Origin of the sequence: Caldisphaera sp., from assembly GCF_023256325.1 — an archaeon.
In the GTDB taxonomy this organism is placed as follows: Archaea; Thermoproteota; Thermoprotei_A; order Sulfolobales; family Acidilobaceae; genus Caldisphaera.
This window is the reverse complement of the sequence record NZ_JAGDXI010000035.1, coordinates 25,464-43,938: the sequence shown is the minus strand read 5'-3', so window position 1 is coordinate 43,938 and position 18,475 is coordinate 25,464. Positions and strand designations below refer to the sequence as shown.

Genomic DNA, 18,475 nt, shown 5'->3' with positions numbered 1-18,475 from the left:
ATTTTTAACAATTTTGCTAATAAAAGTTTATATGCTGTTAAATAATGATAATGAAAAACCATTATCAAATTGTTTTGAATATGTTAATTTTATAATAAAATATAAAATATATAATAGTAGAAAATAACAAGCATATGGGTGTTTAAAATGCAAATTAATGAATATGACAGAGGAAAAATAAATTCTGCTAGTAATTTGGGTTTAGCAGGATCAATATTTATTATACTAGGTCTTATTTTAAATTTTTTGGCGTCCTTTGTAGGAATAGCTCTTTCACTTATTGGATATATTTTAATTCTTGTTTCTCTTTATGAGCTTTCTCAAGCTTATAAAAACAATTTAATATTTGATAATGCAATAAAGGGACTAATTGCGGCCATAGCAGGATCAATATTGTTAGCAATAATTGCAGTTACATTTATTGTAGCTATTTTTACAAGTGGTTTTTCTCCTACTACATTAAGTTTGGGCCTTCCTTTAGTTATTATTATATTAATACTTGCATATGCTATATTGATAATCTATGGTTATTATATAAAGGAGTCTTATTTTCAGTTATCTAAATCATCAGGCGTAAAAAGTTTTGAAAGTGTTGGAAAGCTATATTGGTATGGTACGTTATTAGCTATAATAGTTGTTGGAATTATCATAATTATAATTGGAGACATTTATGCTATATTAGCATTTCATGAATTAAGTGTTGTTAGCAATATGCCTATAACAACGAATACAAATCAATAAACAATGTTATTTGTTCAAATTTTTACTAAAATTTAAAAGAAAGTATTTCTCTAAATTTATATTTATCATCATAGTAAACAACTACTTCAGAATTTTCTGTATTTATTATGGCAAAATGCTTACAACTTTGGGAACTATCTACTCTTAAATATTTGGTACCATATGGGAATTCGTAAAAGGAATAGCAGGGTTTCATATGACCATTTAAATAAAGCTTAGGTCTTAGTTCTTTAATAAAATTCAACATGGCTTTGTTATATATGTCTTCAATCATGCTTGGGTAAACTTCTGGTAAAAAGGGAGGTTGATGTGAAATAAATATATCAAGGTTATTTGTATATTTTTTGATATCCCTAATTATTTTTTTCAAATAGCTTTCAATAATATTTTCTTCTTTAATATTTTTCCATAAAAAAGATACTTTTTCTTCAAGTAATCCATTGATGCCTGAAATGCTAATATTGTTTAGCTTAATGACTTTTCCATCCTTAATTGAATAATCTTTAATAATATTGAAGTTTTCATGATTTCCGTAAATTGTTATGAGCTTAACCTTACTGCTTATTATCGAAAAATCCTTTGGGGTTACATCCTTATCCCAATCTCCTGCAGATAATAATACATCTGGTTTTATTTTGTCAATTAATTTATTTAACCATATCATTGCATAAGACTCATCGACTCCTTTATACATCTTCAAATTCATATGAATGTCACTTACAAATAATAAACGCAAATTATTTCCCTCCAAAATTTATATTAAAGAGACTTATTATTTTTAAATAATGCATATCTATTAATAAAAATTGTTTAATTTGGTAAGATTTATCTTTTTAATGGTTAAAAGAAAATTGAAAGGCCATTAAGGGTAATGTAGAAACACATAAATTTATAAACCTTAATAAAATGATCCCATATATTTTTCATGATATCTAGCGATTATTTTTTATTTTAAATTTTATTAAGAATTTTCCCACTGTAAATTTATAATAAAATTTAAAATTTCTTTTCTGTAAAACTAACTGGGGGTATAACTTGAGCGTATCATATCACAACCTCATTAATTCTTCCCTTAAAAAAATATTAGCTAATTCTGATAATTTTATAAAATATACAAAAAAGATATTTATTATTCTTTCTATTATAATAGCAATAAGCATAATGCCAGTTCATTTAATAAAACCTATTACAGCTTATGCTCAAAGCATAAGTAATGAAAGCTTCATAAACTCCTGTACAAACATAACAGCTCCTGGGTATTACATTTTAAACAATAGTATACAGGGTATACAGGGAAAAGGATATTGTATTGGGATTTTCTCAAATAATGTCATTCTTAATGGCCAAGGAAATTCTTTAAGTATGAGCTTTGTTAACGGAACAGGAATATACATAAGTCCAATCTCTCATAATATTATAATAGAAAATATGTCATTATCAGACTTTAATATAGGAATATCAGCAAATGGACATAATATCACTATAGAAAATATAAAAGGTCTATTTGATGGGGTAGTAATTAGTATCAATAACAGTAAAATAAACGTTGAAAACGCCTTTTTACTAGATAATTTCATATACGGAATAAATGCAACAGGAAATAATATATTAATTAATAACTCAAACATAATAGATAGCGGTTCAGGCCTTTATATTAATGGCAGTAATGTAAGATTAGATTATATAAAATTAACTAATGGAGGGGTATACTTAACCCCAAATTCTAAAAACTTTTCAATAAATAGCGTATCTGTTAATGATAAACCATTAGTTTACCTTAACTATACTTCAAACGTTTTGATAAGCAATGCCGGAGAAGTTATAGCGTTTAATTCAAGAAATCTAAGTCTATATAACATGAATTTGGGAAGTAGTGCTGTTGGAGCAGAGCTCTATAATGTTAATTTTTCTAGATTGATTAACATTTCAGGTAGCGATTATCTTTACGGTATTTATATCGTAGGAAATAACAACACAATAAAAAATGTTACTGGAAGTTCTAATCAGGAAATTTATGTAGAAGGTAACTATAATTTAATTGAAACGGCTAATTTAACTCTAGATACATTTTACGGAATTCATTTACTAGGAAATCATAATGTTATAAGAGATATAGAAACACAAATGACAGCATATGGTGTTAACATAACAGGTAACTATAACATTATAGAAAACATTATAGCAAATGATGATTATGGCTCTGGCCTTAGCGTTACCGGTAATTATAATGAAATATACAATGCAAGTTTGAAGGATATAAATGTTAGGGGTTATTCCATTGGAATGAATGTAAGCGGTAACTATAATGAAATAAAAGATATAGTATCTATAGATAATGCCTATGGTCTTAACGTTAGCGGTATAAATAATACAATAAATGAAATAAACGTAAGCCTAAATAGATATGGATTCTTTATGGAAGGATTATACAATAAAGTTTCAATCGTTACATTATATAATAATATGTTAATAGGATTCAGCTTAAATGGTAGCGATAATCTAATTACAAGTATTCAGGAAGACCTTAACCTTTACGGTTTCAATATAAGCGGATCAGGCAACGTTATTAAAAATATAACTTCAGATAATAATAATGTATTGGGATTATACATTAAAGGTAATTATAACAAAATTTCATATTTTTATGTAGAAAACGCAGGCCAAGATGGAATTATTATAAATGGGGATTACAATAATTTAAATAATGTGCTGGCTGAAAATAATATATATTATGAGGTAAATAATGGGATAAACATAACAGGAGATTACAATAAAGTTACTAATGCTTATATTGAAAATTTCTTGTTAGCAGGAATTAACATAACTGGTAATAAAAACTTGATAATTAACGTTACTTCGTCTAATAATAGTTATGCTTTTAACATAACTGGAAACAATAATATATTATATGAAGTAAAAGCTATTCATAACGGTTACGGGTTCAATATTATAGGAAATCAAGACATTGTAAATGATTCGGAGGCAAAAATAAACGATTATGGTCTTTATTCAAAAGGAGATGGCTTAGTTGTGAGAAATATAACCTTTATAGATGGAGGGGTGTACTTATCATTGGAATCATTAAACGTTACTATTGAGGATTCAACAGTAAACGGGAGACCTCTTGTTTATTTAAACGATACTTCAAACGTTTTGATAAACAATGCCGGAGAAGTTATAGCGTTTAATTCAAGAAACTTATACATAAAAAATTCTAACTTAAGTAATGCAACAATAGGTGCATTGCTTTACAATGTTAATAATTCTTTTATAAGCAATATAATAACCAATAACGAATACCTTTATTCAATAAACTTAAGGGGTGATAATGATACAGTATCAGGAATTATAGAATTTTCAAAATCTAATATGGGAAATATTTACATAACTGGAAATTTTGATACTTTAAAAAATGTAGTAGCAGAACATCAATTTTTAGGCAATATTTACATAACTGGCAATTACAATACAATAGAAAATATTTTAATAAAGTATAATAATCAAGGTGGTTTTTATATAAATGGCAACTATGAAATAAGTGATAACGACACGATACAAGATGTTTTTATTGTTGATAACCTATATGGAATATTTAGAGCTTTTATAAATGACTCATCAATTAATTCTGTTGCAGTAATAAATGATAGCTCAGGAACAATTTCTGAAAATAGTGTTGGTTTTGTTATTGGAGGGAATCACAATGTTTTAGAAAATTTAACAGCAAAGGATAATGGATACGGAATGTCTTTAGGAGGAATTGATAACATATTAACCGATTCTATAATTGAAAACAACAGTTATTATGGTCTAGTTCTTAGCAATTCACAAGGTGATTTAATTTACAATAACATATTTAATAATACAAACAATTTAGATATTATATTGTCATGGGCTTATTTTAACATCTCTCTTCATCAAGGTATAAACATTTTAGGAGGTAACGTTATAGGGGGAAATGCTTGGCTTTCTCCCAATGGAAATGGATTTTCTCAAACTTGCTCTCCTATGCCTTCATTGCAAGATATATGCAGTAAACCCTATATTATAGGAGTTAATTCAACGGATTATTATCCCCTAAAATATCCTCAAGAAATTAACTATACTACAACAAGCATTACTACTACAACAACAACTTCTTTGCCAACAACAAGTTCTAGTTCAACTACATCTACATCACAAATTACGACCACTTCCTCTACACTAACACCTACACAAACATCTACTTCCTCTACACTAACACCTACACAAACAAGCAATATTTCTACAAGTAGTTCAACTGCTCCGTTAATTTCACATAAATCTTCAATAATGACAATAGTAATAGCTGTTGTTGTAGCTGTTGTGGTTATAGCTGCGGCTGTTATTATAATAAGAAGGAGTTAAATTGAATATTATAATTTTTAAACCAATTTATAACCTTACCTTATTATAAATAAAAGAGGGTGGCATTTATTGTTAAAGAAGATAAGAATTAAAAATTTTAAGAGTCTCAAAGATCTCGAACTAAACCTGGGTAAAATTAATGTAATTGTTGGCCCCAATGGAGCTGGTAAAAGTAATTTAGTTGATGCATTTATTTTATTAAAAGAATTAGTTAAGCCCAGCTCTTATCCTTTATATCCTTTTAGGAGATGGGGAGGATATAACAATGCTGTTTACATGAATGATGAAAGGCTTAATATTGAACTAAAGCTAGAAGCTGATGATTATTATTATGGTATTTCCGTTAATGGTTCAAATGGTTTGCAGGTTCTAGAAGAAGAACTCAATTATGGTAATCACAAGCTAGTTAAAAAAGGTGGAGATATAAGTGTTGATGATAAGCAAGGTAAGATGAATCCATCAATGAGTATCTTTCACCTTTTTGTATCTCCTTGGCCTGGTTTTTCTTTCACCTTATTTGCTTCGCCTGTGCAAATTCCTCAAGATCTCATTAGTAATTTTCTGATTAAATTTGGCAATGATATTGCTGTACTAAGAATAAATCCTCAAGCAGCTTTAAGTCCTGTTCCAACAAATTATCCTAATGTTTTAAGGGAAGATGGCTTTGGTCTTGCAAATATTATTTTACCATATTTAAGTAATCTTCCAAAGCAGATAACTGAAATGCTTGAAGAGCTAAACTTAAAACTAAGAATTGAAGCAACACCTGAAGGAAATTTAGTGCTTAATATGATGGAAAATATTAATAATAGAGAAATCTTTTTGCACTCTTCAGCGATACCATGGGGAGTAGTGAAGATGCTAACAATAATTTCAACTATAGAAATATTAAAACCTTCACTAGTTATTATTGATGAAATTGAAAATTCGCTTCATTTGAACTTTATTGAGAGATTAATAGATGAATTAAAATATTCTCAAACAACACAAGCTATAGTAACTACCCATTCTCCTATGGTAATAGATCTAGTTGAACCATCAGATGTAGTAATGCTTCATAAAAAATCGGGTGAAAGCGTTGCTGAACGTTTTGAGAATTCAGAACAAATCAAAAATAAATTAGCAGAAGAAGGATTAACCTTAAGCGAGCATATTTTTTATTCATATTATTTTTAATCATAATAGTGATTTTGATGCAATTAAAAATAGCACTAATAACTGAAGATACATATTCTCCAGAATTCATAAGAAGGTTAATAAAGAGAAAAGACTTCCCGATTAATAATCATAAAATTAATATATGCAAAGGAGAGCACACTATGAAATAATATTCTTACCATTAAAAAATATTTAAATTAAAATATTAATTTATATACTAATAATTAGAAAAATCTTATGGAATTTACATAATTTTATTTATAAATCCTTAGGAATATTAGAAAGCATAATAACTATGATCTTATTTTACAATTTTTAATTTACTTATTTTAGTTAATGCTTATTTTAATAGTGTCCTATTAATACACTAATAACTTATTCTAAAAATTTCTTATGATTTATTATAGCCATGTTAAAATTGAGTTATTTATTTTATTTGAAATTATATGTTAATATTTTAAAGGAGCAGGGCTTTTAATATCTTTTTCTAAAACATAATTCTTAACAAATGTTATAATCATTTATAATATAAAGTTATGTCATTAAGAACAGAAAGTTCATCTTGAGTATTTGTGTTATTGTTATAAAATATTATATAGTATTTTCCGGGAGGTAGTTTAACAAATAATCCAAACCCTTTGCTATTTCCTGAAGACCAAACGTAATCCTTTGATTTTACAAATTCAGTAAAATTTTTTATTAATAATTCATATTGATTTTGATTTAAGATATCACATATCACATTATTAGATGATATATAAGACCCTGTTACATATGCATATTTGCTTGAATTTGGTATTGTGAAGTTTATGAGAAGAACATCTCCATAGTTTAAAGGCCAATTTACAATTAATTTGGAACTAAATAGGGTAAATTTATGAAACTGGTTGCTAAAATAATAATATATTCCACCCATAGCAATTATACCAATTATTGTAATTGCTGCATAAAATATTATATTTCTGCTTATTTTATTAGTTTTGTTGTTTTTTCCAACCATAGGCCCATCCTATTACAAGATTTACTTTTTAGCATTATAAATTTTTGTTATTGGCTAAAAATACGGTAGGCATAAATATAAAATTTAATTTATAATTGACAGATGAAATTTAATAAAATATTTTAACATAAGGTGAATAGTTTTAAAAGTCTCTAATTATACAAATAACATTGTTATATCGCATGTATAAACGTAATGAATGCTAATCTCAAACTTTATTAATATTTTGATATTATTTCTTGTCTATGTTATTGCACCCCTTAGTAAACTACCATCTCCTTTGTGTTACTTGAGCTATTACATTGTTTGTGTTTTATTATTTCAAACTTAATTATAAGTATTGTATAAGAGCACTATTATATCTCAAAATTAATAATAATTTAATACAAGTTTATTCACTAGAGCGAACTAAAAAAGCTTTCTTTTTTACTCACATTTGCTAATTTCAAAGATTATTGAAACTTAGTAATCGGAATTATATATATTGTAAAAACTTAACTATATGTTTTATATTGCTAAATTAATATTAAAATATCATTATTCCTTGCTGTTTTAACTTGTTCAATTCTTTATCAGTTAATGCTATTGTATAATCTTCAGTACCCACTTTTAAAGAAATAATATTATAATTTGTAAAACCAACTCTTTTCTTACTTATGTATTTTACTGAACCTATTTTCTGCCAGCTTTCCACTTTGCTGCATGCTTGATTAGGATTTGTAAATGAGTTCCTTCTATACCTTCTAACAACAGCTAAAACTGCTGCTACTATAGCTACTAAGGCAAAAGATAATGCTGCTTCATAGGGAGGATTGTTTATTGCTTTTGTGTTTGATGCGAACCATACCATAACTCCAAAATAAACTATGATAATTATAAGCCTTAATAAAATTGTCCACATTGGTCTTTGGTATCTTAAATTTTTTATAGGTATGCTCAATACAGAAACGTCATCTATTGGTCTAAGTCTTATTATCTTTGCTTCCTTTGTTTCCCTACGAACTGCTGCTATTATTCCATAAGAGCCATCATTACACACATAGATCAATTTTAAACCCTATATTTCATCTGATTTTGTATTTAATAAGTTTATTCAGTATTGTTAATTTAAGTAAATGATAAATTACCATGTTGCACTTACATTCCAGTTTGATATATAAATAGGAACATCATTTTTTATAGCTAATAAAATGCTGTAATTATAATACTTATCATACTTGTTTACGGCATAAGATAAAGCGTAAATGGTAATGTTTAAGCTTTTAATATATTCAGTCCTTGAGATTATTTCGCTTACATTGCTTACAAACTTTACCTCATCAATACCAGAAACTACTGTGCCGTAGTCTTCATATAATACAAAATTTATGTATTTTGAAACATTTGGCAAAATAAAGAAGCCCCTGTTGATTCCAATTATTATGTTAGGGTACATTTTCCTGATTCCAATTATTATATTTATCATTCCCTGGCTTAAATTATAAATTTCTGCATCATCAACATCGTCAAATAAAACTCCCTGAAAACCCTCTTTCAATGAGTAGTTTACTTCGCATACTATGTATCTTTCCCAAATAGGGCTTGATACGTTAACTACTGTTTGGTTCCATTGAGAATCATAGCCAATAGCTATTTGAGAAACGTTAACTGTGCAATTTCCTAAAGAAGAGTTATCATATTCACCTAGATCAATATAAGCTATCTTAATTGCTTTTATTTTATTTAAAAGTGAAGAATTGAATGCCCAGGGTTCTAATATGACCAATTTGTATTTGTTTAGGTAATTTATAATACTGGAGTTAACACTATCTCCATAATATACTGCAAACTGATTTGTTAGCGAAGAATTCTTTATGCTAACCTTGTAAAAATTATTTTGAAATCTCATTAATATTAATAGAAGCGCTATAGCAATTATAACTAACGTAAAGATTACCTTTTTTGTTCTCATAATTTTCCCACATAAATTTATATTAAAATAAAATATAAATTTATATTAATATAATTAAGAATAATTTTATTATGAAGCATTTTCAAGTATTATTGAATAGCCTTGCCCTCCTCCAACGCATAGGGTTGCTACACCATATTTTGCATTTTTCTCCTTTAGAATTCTAGCTAATGTACCCACAATTCTTGCTCCCGTTGCTCCTAGTGGATGGCCTATAGATATTCCTCCTCCATGTATATTTACCTTATTAATATCTATCCCTAATTTCTTGACGGCATTTAACACAACAACAGCAAATGCTTCATTAATTTCCCAATAATCTATGTCCTCAACATTCATCTTAGCCTTTTCTAATGCCTTTTTTGTTGCTGGCACAGGACCTTCTCCCATTATACTAGGGTCAACAGCTGCCCAGCCTATAGATATTATTTTAGCCATTGGCTTTAATCCATATTCATTCATAGTCTTTTCATTCATGAGCATTGTTAAAGATGCCCCTGCATTTAATGGTGATGAATTACCAGCTGTTATAACTCCGTCAGGCTTAAATGCTGGTGGTAGCTTTTTGAGCTGTTCTAAAGTCGTATCTGGCCTTATGCTTTGGTCAGTATCAACTGTTATCATTTTTCCTTTGCTTTCTACTTGAATAGGTAAGATTTCACCTTTGAACCATCCATTCTTTAAAGCTTCTGAGGCTAATTTATGGCTCCTTAAAGCGAATTCATCCATTTCATCTCTCGTTATTTTATTTATTTCAGCCAGCTTCTCAGCTGTTAAACCCATGCTGTACCCGATGTTTAGTTGATATTTTGCATATTCAGGTTTAAAGAGAAGTTTATGGTTTATCTCAATATGTGGGTTGTCAGACATAGGTATATGAGTCATGTGCTCCATTCCACCAGCTAAGGCGATTTTAGAATTGCCTGTCATTATTTCCATTGCTCCAATAGCTATTGCATTCATTGAAGAAGCGCACTGCCTATCAATTGCCATACTTGGAACTTCGACAGGTAGTCCTGCCAAAAAGACCGGATGCCTTCCTCCATATAGCCAGTTTTCACCTACTTGCAAAGCACAGCCTGTTATTACATCACCAATATCATGGGGGTTTATGTTATTCCTCTTAACAACTTCTTTTATAAGCATTCCAAGAGCATCATCCATCCTTATTGTATTGAAAACATCTCTATCAGGCTCTTTAGGCCTGCTCCTTGAAAAGGCAGTCCTCAAGAAGTCAACTAGATAAACTTCTTCCATTACATATCACCTTCCTTTAAATTCTGGCTTTTTCTTCTGTAGGAATGACATAATTCCTTCCTTTAAATCTTCAGTAGAGAACAAAACTCCCATTGCAAATGATTCCATTTCTAAACCAACATCTATTGGTACTTGTGATCCCTTGTTTAGAAGCCTCTTTGCCATTGCAACAGCAACCGGTGCTGAGTTTTGTGCTATCGATTTGGCAAATTCCATAACTTCTTCATCAGGGTTCTTATATAATTTATTCAATATGCCCATTGAGTAGGCCTCTTTTCCTGTAATCCTTTGACCTGTTACTATCAATTCCATCGCCTTCCCTAAGCCAACAATCCTTGATAGCCTTTGAGAGCCTCCCCACCCTGGGACTAAGCCTAAGGTAATTTCTGGGAATCCTATTTGTACATCTTCGGTTCCAACTCTTAAATCGCATGCTAATGATAACTCAAAACCACCTCCCAATGCATAGCCTTTCATAACTGCTATTGTTAACTTTGGCATTTCAGAAAGCAGTTGGAATACCCTTTCCCCTTTTCTAGAATTTTCTAAGAACTGGAAACTGCTTCCTACAAATTCATTTAAATCAGCCCCAGCTGATAATACATTTCCTTCGCCAGTTATTATAATAACGTTTACTTCTGGGTCATTCCAAAGATATTTAATTGCTTTTTCCAATTCATCCAAAAGCTCTCCGCTTATCAAATTATACTTTGGCCTATTTAATATGATCTTAGCAACTTTACTTTCATACTTTTCAACCTTTATTGTATTAAATTGTTGAGCTGAAAGAACCTTCTCTTCTTTTACCTTTGCTTCTTCTTTTACCTTCTTCTCTTCTACACCTTTTACCTTCAATCTGCCTTCTATAGCATCTCTTAATAATCCGTTTTTAATTGATTCAGCTGGCTCAAAGACATCGCAATTGAATTTGCTCGCAAGCTCTTCAAGCTTTGACTTAATTTCCATGCTGGTAAAGCTCTTCGCTACAGATATTGGTCCATAAGGTCTATTCATTCCATATTTTACGCCATTTTCTATATCTTCTGGTGTTGCGATTCCTTGCTCAATTAGTTTAACTGCCTCATTAATTTCCAAAGCTAATACATCCATCATTGATACTTTATCTGTTGCTTTTTTAACGTCTATAAAGGGCCTACCTTTAGACCAATCATAAAACCCTTTTCCGGTTTTCATTCCTAACATCTTATTATTATAGAGTTCTTTAATTGTATTACATTTTCCGTAACATGGATTTAAAGTTTTTGCAAAGTATTCTAGAGAATCATAAACTACATCTATACCAACGTAATCCATCAATTCATAGGGCCCCATTGGTAGACCTTGGGATTTAAAGTATGCATCTATTTCTTCTTGCGTTGCAACCTTATGGTCTATATATAAACAGAAAAGCAAGCTTTCTGGGGCGTTAATTCTATTAACAACAAAACCGGGTGTATCTTTCATTACCTTTAATGGATATTTACCTATCTTTTTAACTACATCAACGAGGATTTCCATAACTTCCTCTGATGTATCTTCAGCTTTAATTACTTCAACTAATTTCATCAATACAGGTGGATTAAAGAAGTGAAGTCCTGCTACCCTATCTTTATATTTTAAATCCTTGGCTATATCTGTTATTCTAATATTCGATGTATTGCTTGCTATAATAGTTTCTCTTTTAGCAAATTTTTCTACTTCAGCAAATATTTTCTTTTTTAAATCAAGGTTTTCAGGCACTGCTTCAATTACTAAATCAGCATCTTTTACGGCATTTTCTATAGTTGTGTATGTGCTTATTCTAGACATAACCTCATCAGATGTTTTACCAAAAAGCTGTCCTTTTTGCTCTAGTTTAACTAAGGATTCCTTGATTTTCTTTAAAGCTTTATTCAATATTTCATCAGATATATCTTCCATTTTAACGTTGTATCCATATATTGCAAAAACTTCTGCAATTCCTTGTCCCATGGTTCCTGATCCTAAAACAGCTACATTTTTTATTTCCATGAATTTCACCTTTGATTTTATTTTTCCCAAGAAACAATATAAATATTCAGAAAGATGGCATTCATATAGTTCCTAAATGAAAAGTTTATAATTGTACATGGTTTGTTATTGATTAAGATAATTAATAATTGTTTAACATTTTTTTGATCAAATAAACTTTATAAATGAAATTAGAAGATTCTTTTAGAAATAGATATTAATATCTAAAATTAATTAAAGCTGGGGTATGATTAGGAATCCGGGACCTGAACCCGAGAGGGTAATGTAGGAAAACGCTGCATGACCCCGGTGTTTAATATGAGGTTTGCCTTAGTTACTGGAGGAGATAGAGGGATAGGAAGGGCAATAGCATTAAGACTTTCTTCTCAAAATATTTTTACAATAATAAGTTATAGGAAAAGAGAAGACGAGGCAAAGTCAACATTAGATTTGATAAAATCGAGAAATGGTAAAGGTGATATGATAAAAGCAGATATATCAAATAAAGAAGATGTAGAAAAGATGGCAGATTACATAAGGGATAAATATGGAGGAATTGATATATTAGTTAATAATGCAGGGGTTGGTTTTTCCTCTAAATTTGCTGATTTAACTTATGATTCATGGTTTAAGCAAATACAGACAAATTTAACAGGAAGCTTTTATGTTACAAAACTGTTAATCGATAATATGATGAATAAGAAATGGGGAAGAATAATTTTCATAAGCAGCATAGCCGGAATTTATGGCGCTGAGTATTTAACTGCTTACAGTGCAGCAAAAGCCGGTTTGATAGGTTTAGCGAAGTCATTAGCAATAGAAATGGCAAAATATAATATAACTGTAAACGTTGTTGCTCCAGGTTTTATTGAAACTAAGCTAGGAAAAAGCTATTTTGAATGGCTTGATTCAATTGGATATAAAGACTCTGAAAAGAATTACCTTTCTTTCATACCAAGCAATAGATTAGCAAGTGAAGATGAGGTTTCATCTTTAGTATCATTTTTGGCAAGCGAAGAAGCTAGCGGAATAACTGGGCAAGTAATAACAGTTGATGCAGGGGCATCTTTAACACCTGGAAGTGTATATAAGAGAGAATGAATAAAAATTAACTCCATTGATATAGAGAATTGTAAGATACTTATTTTATATTAACACTCAGCCCTATTCTATAAAGCATAGTTCATTTGATTGTCAATGTTCTCAATTTATTTTTGGAGCAAACTTTAAAAACATTATACCTTAAAAAGATAAGGTTGTAGTTTATTTTCTCTCAAATGGTATTTAAATCTTTTAAACGAAATTTTTATATGAAGGACCGATTTCTAAAAGAAATTTCGAAAGTTTCTATATTATTAGATATTAAAAGTTATGAAAGTAAGAGTTTAATTCTAATAAACGGGAAATTAATATAATACAAAGCATATTGTTTTGCCCTAATTGATAATAAATTGAATTCTATAACATAACAATAAGTTAATAAATAAATTTTAAAAATCACATTAATATCTATTTTATTAAAAAATTTCCTAAACTTGATTAAACATTAATTAATTTTCTCTTATAAATATGAATTGGGTGGAATTGGTTTTCGACATATTTGATATATATGCAATGAGATACGATCAATGGTATGACAAGCATAGAATTATTTATGAATACGAATTAAATGCTGTTAAAAGCGCTATGGATAGAACTTACAGGCCATCATTAGAAATAGGAGTAGGTAGTGGGAGATTTGCTAAACCTTTAAATATTGATTTAGGAATTGATCCTTCAGAATCGTTACTTAAAATAGCCAAAAGTAGAGGAGTGAATGTAATAAGAAGCGTTGGAGAAAGTTTACCTTTTTCTAACAATAAATTTAATACTATTTATATATTGATAACGATATGCTTTTTAGACGATCCTATAAAAACGCTTAAAGAAGGCAATAGAATTTTAAAAAATAAAGGAAATATAATAATAGGTTTTGTTCCCAAAGAAAGCAAGTGGGGAAATTACTATGAGATTCTTAAAGAAAAAGGAAACCCTTTTTATAAATATGCTACTTTCTATACATATAGTGAGATATTAGATATGTTAGAAGAAACAGGTTTTAATTATAATGAAATATATTCTACTTTATTTCAAAATCCAGATAAGGAAGAGACTATCGATTTTGTAGAAAAAGGTTATTACAAAGATGCTGGATTTGTTGTTATAAAGGCTACAAAATCATAAAATTCTAAATAATTAAGATTTAATTAAGTAAAGGTTTTCTAATTATTTATTCTGACAGCCCTATATTAAAAATTGAAGAACTTACTCTATGGGATTTAGGGGAATTGAGTTAGAAGTGAATTATAATAGTTTTATTTGATGTTATCTAAGGAAGTAATTATCTTTATTCCCATACTGTTTGCCATAGCTATTACTTGATCTTGATATTTATCATGTATAAATGGAGTAATAACAATTATTTGATTTACTTTAACTCCGTTTTTCTTCTCATAAAGCTCAGTCTTCTTTTTTATTATTGGCAGATCACTCCTCTTTAACGATGACATTATTTCTATTATCATAGTATTTCCGTCTTTAATTACAATATCTATTTCGATTTCTGAGGGCTCATTATATACATATCCTTCTCTGTCATATATTATTTCATTTTTAATTTCCCAGCCAATATCTTTTAAGATTTCATATATGCCGTTTCTAAATGAACTTTCTGACATGATTCCCCATCTAGCACCTATAGCATTTATAATGCTTTCCAATTTAGATATATCATCCTTAGTAGCAAACTGTTTAGCCTCTTCCTTTGTAACCAATTTAGATATATCATCCTTAGTAGCAAACTGTTTATCTATATCCTCTACTTTTTCCTCTAAGCTTGTGACCTTTATTTCTAACTTTGAAAGCGAATTTTTTACTTCTCTAATATCATCTTTTGTTGCAAGACTTTGCCATGGAGTAAGCTTTGCAAGTACTTGATAAATTATTTCAGGTTTCGATACTATAACGTCTGCTATTATAGACGGATTATCAAGTAATATCTTTTTTATTTCTTCCTTTAGTTCCTCAGATTTCACTTTTAGTTACCTTTCTCTTTATATTATAGGTTTTTAAACCTTATATTTTTCTTCTTTAAGATTACGTTAAGCATAAGTTTAGATAATTGTTAACTGGGGGGTTAACAATTGTCATACAAGGTAATTAAATAAAGAAAGTGTTATAGCTAATGCTTCTTCAGTTCTAACAGTTAAAGTTCCTTGATTCAAAACTGTATTTAAAATGTAATCAAATTCTTCTCTTTGTTGATATAGCTCAGCATGAGGTCCACCAAAAATAAGGGCTATACCATTACTTTTATCAATATCATTCTTTAAATTATCTTGAATTTTTTTATCAAAACAATCTCCTAATTTGCTTGTTCCTATTATTAAATTCTTATCATTTTTTAGCTTATTTATTTCCTTCTTTAGTTCATTTGTTTTTGATACTTTATATCCAGTATAGAGGTTTCCCCATGAAGCTTTTTCAAGTAAAATTTTTCCATTAGTTGATTTTATTTTAACTGTAATGATTTTACTGTTTTTATCGCTATTATTAAGTTTTTTCCTATCTAAAACCCCTTTTCCTAACAATCCTAGGTAAATCAGACAATCATCTTTATCGCATTTCTCAATATAGCCGTCCAATATTTTTCCTACTTCAGCTTTTTTTGGAGGATCATGGTTAACTAACCTTAGTGGGGGCAAAATACCTGCATATTTTAATATCTTGCTTTTTTTTATCACCTTCTTCTTTATATGTGGAGGTATAACTTGGTAATTTAGTATTAAGTTAAGCATTTTCTCATCAAAATCTCTTGTTTCCTCATCCTTGTATAGGATTACTTCATCAACTCTGAATATTGATAAGATCCTGGAAATAAAACCTGCTTTGTTTGTTTTATCGATTAAACTATCCTCGACTGATAAAATGCTTGGAGGTAATAAAACAATGAGTTTTTTATATCTCCGCAAAGGAGGGAAATTATTACAGCTCACTTCTTTTTACCTTTGTTTTCTTCCTCCCTCTTGCTCGTTGAAAATAGAGTTGTTTTTTGTCTTCCTCCCATATATATCACCAATTATAATTGAGTATTTAATGAATTTAAGCTTTATTTTTATTCAATAATGCTTATTAATTTAAGTTCAATTAATTAATTGGTGAGCTTAGATGGCGTTTTTATTTAAAAGAAAGCTTGAAACTCCTGGAGAGAAACTAAGGGAATTATTGAAAAAGGAAGATATATTAATAACTCCTGGTGTTTTTGATCCTGCTTCTGCATTACTAGTCGAAAGCATGGGATTTAAATCTGCTTATTTATCTGGTGCAGCGTTAACAGGAAGTCTTGCAATGCCTGACCTTGGTTTAATAACTTTTACAGAACTATATGATTCAACAAGAAAGATAACTAATGTTATAAATATACCTTTAATTGTTGATTCGGATACTGGGTTCGGAGAGTCATTAAACGTTTATAGAACAGTAAAGGAGTTAGAAGAGGCAGGGGCTGCTGCTATACAAATCGAAGATCAAGACATGCCTAAAAAATGCGGTCATCTATCAGGAAAGAAAACGATTTCTCCAGAAGACATGGTAAAGAAAATTGTTGCTGCAAATGAAGCAAGAAGAGACATGTTAATTGTTGCTAGAACTGATGCAAGGGCAACTGAAGGTATTGAGGCAGCCATAGAAAGGGCAAAACTTTACTTAGAGGCAGGGGCTGATGTAATTTTTCCAGAGGCATTGACTAATTTAGAAGAATTCAAATTATTTGCCAAAGAAGTCAAGGCACCTTTACTAGCTAATATGACAGAATTCGGAAAAACACCTTACATAACTGTACAAGAATTTAAAGAAGCCGGTTTTAAAATAGTTATCTTCCCTGTAACAATTTTCAGAGCCGCTATGAAAGCAATGAAAGATACATTAATTGAAATTAAAGATAAGGGAACCCAGAAGTTCATTTTAGATAAAATAATGAGCAGAGAGGAATTCTACAATTTAATAGGATATTATGAATATGAGAAAAGAGACAATGAATTTGCAAAGAAGGGAGATGAAATAGTTAAAAAGGAGAAAAGGTAATAAAATTTTAAATAAATTTAAGGTTTAAAATCTATTTTTAAATAGGTGTAAGAGATGAAACTTACCATTTTAGTTGATAATTATGTGACTTCGTTAACTTCATTAAGAGATAAATTGCTTAGCGAGTGGGGTTTTGCAGCATATTTGCATGACTATAAGTTATTGTATGATACAGGGTTAAGCGGAAATGTTTTGCTAAACAACATGAAGGCTCTTAATATTGATGTTAATGAGCCTGAATACTTGGTGTTGAGCCATAGGCATTTAGACCATACAGGAGGATTAATGAAGTTTTTAAATGAAAGGGAAAGACCTATAAAAATTATTGCACATAAAAATCTCTTTTCACCTGCAAGGGCAAAGGATGAAAAAGGAGAAGTAAACGTTGGAGTTAACTTTACAAAAGAAGACCTAGAAAAGAAAAATGCGGAACTGATTCTTATCGATTCACCATATAAATTGAAAGAAAATATAATCATATCAGGATATATACCTAGAAACTGGGGTCCAAGCCATGCCGGAGGACTAATAGATGAAATACCAGATGATATGGCTTTGTACATAATAGATAAAGATGGTCTTTTGATTTTGACAGGTTGTGGTCATGCGGGTATAGAAAATATAGTCGAATATGGTTTAAAGATAACGGGGCAAAATAAACTTAAAGGAATAATAGGTGGACTTCACTTCATGGGATTTGATGATAAGAGATTGAATACAATAGTTTCATATTTGAATACAAAATCTCCTAAGATAGTTGCAGGTACTCATTGTACTGGAATAGATGGTATATCATTGCTGAAGAGGAGCTTCCCTAGTTCATTTAAAGATGCTGGTGTTGGAAAAGAATTAATAATTTAAATAAAAATAATATT

16 protein-coding genes are annotated in these 18,475 nt (G+C 29.5%); 8 read left to right on the top strand and 8 right to left on the bottom strand.

What is annotated here, in order from left to right:
* Nucleotides 1-147 precede the first annotated feature (147 nt).
* Nucleotides 148-741 (top strand): DUF996 domain-containing protein, encoded by a 594-nt coding sequence (locus tag Q0C16_RS04925; RefSeq protein WP_292320052.1) that lies wholly within the window; start codon nt 148-150, stop codon nt 739-741.
* A gap of 25 nt (nt 742-766) precedes the next feature.
* Here Q0C16_RS04925 and Q0C16_RS04920 read toward each other — a convergent pair whose 3' ends face one another.
* The gene (locus tag Q0C16_RS04920) at nt 767-1,477 is read right to left on the bottom strand and encodes a metallophosphoesterase (RefSeq protein WP_292320051.1); all 711 of its coding nucleotides are present in this window, start codon (nt 1,475-1,477) and stop codon (nt 767-769) included.
* 299 nt (nt 1,478-1,776) lie between these two features.
* On the opposite strand from Q0C16_RS04920, the gene Q0C16_RS04915 reads away from it, so the two are divergent.
* The 3 genes from Q0C16_RS04915 to Q0C16_RS04905 all read left to right on the top strand — a co-directional run bounded on the left by Q0C16_RS04915 (nt 1,777) and on the right by Q0C16_RS04905 (nt 6,452).
* Entirely contained in the window at nt 1,777-5,124 is a 3,348-nt protein-coding gene (locus Q0C16_RS04915) for a NosD domain-containing protein (RefSeq protein WP_292320049.1), read from the top strand.
* Between the two features lie 69 nt (nt 5,125-5,193).
* Complete coding sequence (locus Q0C16_RS04910) at nt 5,194-6,300, top strand: AAA family ATPase (protein WP_292320047.1); 1,107 nt, start codon at nt 5,194-5,196, stop codon at nt 6,298-6,300.
* A 17-nt stretch (nt 6,301-6,317) separates the two neighbouring features.
* A complete protein-coding gene (locus Q0C16_RS04905; RefSeq protein WP_292320045.1) occupies nt 6,318-6,452 on the top strand; it encodes a hypothetical protein in 135 nt (44 codons plus the stop codon).
* 347 nt (nt 6,453-6,799) lie between these two features.
* On the opposite strand, the gene Q0C16_RS04900 is transcribed toward Q0C16_RS04905, so the two are convergent.
* The 5 genes from Q0C16_RS04900 to Q0C16_RS04880 form a co-directional block, all read right to left on the bottom strand.
* The gene (locus tag Q0C16_RS04900) at nt 6,800-7,282 is read right to left on the bottom strand and encodes a hypothetical protein (RefSeq protein ID WP_292320043.1); all 483 of its coding nucleotides are present in this window, start codon (nt 7,280-7,282) and stop codon (nt 6,800-6,802) included.
* 526 nt (nt 7,283-7,808) lie between these two features.
* Nucleotides 7,809-8,330 (bottom strand): hypothetical protein, encoded by a 522-nt coding sequence (locus Q0C16_RS04895; RefSeq protein WP_292320041.1) that lies wholly within the window; start codon nt 8,328-8,330, stop codon nt 7,809-7,811.
* A gap of 75 nt (nt 8,331-8,405) precedes the next feature.
* Nucleotides 8,406-9,233, bottom strand: coding sequence for a hypothetical protein (locus Q0C16_RS04890; protein WP_292320039.1), 828 nt, complete (start codon nt 9,231-9,233; stop codon nt 8,406-8,408).
* Between the two features lie 69 nt (nt 9,234-9,302).
* Complete coding sequence (locus Q0C16_RS04885) at nt 9,303-10,490, bottom strand: acetyl-CoA C-acetyltransferase (RefSeq protein WP_292320037.1); 1,188 nt, start codon at nt 10,488-10,490, stop codon at nt 9,303-9,305.
* Nucleotides 10,491-10,496: 6 nt separating this feature from the next.
* On the bottom strand, nt 10,497-12,500 hold the full coding sequence (locus Q0C16_RS04880) for a 3-hydroxyacyl-CoA dehydrogenase/enoyl-CoA hydratase family protein (RefSeq protein ID WP_292320035.1): 2,004 nt from the start codon (nt 12,498-12,500) through the stop codon (nt 10,497-10,499).
* A 297-nt stretch (nt 12,501-12,797) separates the two neighbouring features.
* Between Q0C16_RS04880 and Q0C16_RS04875 the strand changes: the two genes are divergently transcribed.
* Both Q0C16_RS04875 and Q0C16_RS04870 read left to right on the top strand, forming a co-directional pair.
* Nucleotides 12,798-13,580 carry an SDR family NAD(P)-dependent oxidoreductase gene (locus Q0C16_RS04875; protein ID WP_292320033.1) on the top strand — a complete coding sequence of 261 codons (783 nt, stop codon included), beginning with the start codon at nt 12,798-12,800 and terminating at the stop codon, nt 13,578-13,580.
* Nucleotides 13,581-14,063: 483 nt separating this feature from the next.
* The gene (locus Q0C16_RS04870) at nt 14,064-14,702 is read left to right on the top strand and encodes a class I SAM-dependent methyltransferase (RefSeq protein ID WP_292320032.1); all 639 of its coding nucleotides are present in this window, start codon (nt 14,064-14,066) and stop codon (nt 14,700-14,702) included.
* Nucleotides 14,703-14,833: 131 nt separating this feature from the next.
* Here the strand turns inward: Q0C16_RS04870 and Q0C16_RS04865 are convergent, their stop codons facing one another.
* Both Q0C16_RS04865 and Q0C16_RS04860 read right to left on the bottom strand, forming a co-directional pair.
* Complete coding sequence (locus Q0C16_RS04865) at nt 14,834-15,553, bottom strand: PD-(D/E)XK nuclease family protein (RefSeq protein ID WP_292320030.1); 720 nt, start codon at nt 15,551-15,553, stop codon at nt 14,834-14,836.
* Nucleotides 15,554-15,664: 111 nt separating this feature from the next.
* Entirely contained in the window at nt 15,665-16,513 is an 849-nt protein-coding gene (locus Q0C16_RS04860) for a putative RNA uridine N3 methyltransferase (protein WP_292320029.1), read from the bottom strand.
* Between the two features lie 172 nt (nt 16,514-16,685).
* On the opposite strand from Q0C16_RS04860, the gene prpB reads away from it, so the two are divergent.
* Entirely contained in the window at nt 16,686-17,600 is a 915-nt protein-coding gene (prpB, locus tag Q0C16_RS04855; protein ID WP_292320027.1) for a methylisocitrate lyase, read from the top strand.
* A gap of 54 nt (nt 17,601-17,654) precedes the next feature.
* Nucleotides 17,655-18,461, top strand: a complete 807-nt coding sequence (locus tag Q0C16_RS04850) for an MBL fold metallo-hydrolase (RefSeq protein WP_292320025.1) — start codon at nt 17,655-17,657, stop codon at nt 18,459-18,461.
* Nucleotides 18,462-18,475 lie beyond the last annotated feature (14 nt).

Excerpts from the sequence above, each read along its gene's own strand:
- Q0C16_RS04850 (WP_292320025.1), top strand. The coding sequence starts at position 17,655 with ATGAAACTTACCATTTTAGTTGATAATTATGTGACTTCGTTAACTTCA.
- Q0C16_RS04885 (WP_292320037.1), bottom strand. The coding sequence starts at position 10,490 with ATGGAAGAAGTTTATCTAGTTGACTTCTTGAGGACTGCCTTTTCAAGG.
- Q0C16_RS04880 (WP_292320035.1), bottom strand. The coding sequence starts at position 12,500 with ATGGAAATAAAAAATGTAGCTGTTTTAGGATCAGGAACCATGGGACAA.
- Q0C16_RS04925 (WP_292320052.1), top strand. The coding sequence starts at position 148 with ATGCAAATTAATGAATATGACAGAGGAAAAATAAATTCTGCTAGTAAT.
- Q0C16_RS04875 (WP_292320033.1), top strand. The coding sequence starts at position 12,798 with ATGAGGTTTGCCTTAGTTACTGGAGGAGATAGAGGGATAGGAAGGGCA.
- Q0C16_RS04890 (WP_292320039.1), bottom strand. The coding sequence starts at position 9,233 with ATGAGAACAAAAAAGGTAATCTTTACGTTAGTTATAATTGCTATAGCG.
- Q0C16_RS04905 (WP_292320045.1), top strand. The coding sequence starts at position 6,318 with ATGCAATTAAAAATAGCACTAATAACTGAAGATACATATTCTCCAGAA.
- Q0C16_RS04900 (WP_292320043.1), bottom strand. The coding sequence starts at position 7,282 with ATGGTTGGAAAAAACAACAAAACTAATAAAATAAGCAGAAATATAATA.
- prpB (WP_292320027.1), top strand. The coding sequence starts at position 16,686 with ATGGCGTTTTTATTTAAAAGAAAGCTTGAAACTCCTGGAGAGAAACTA.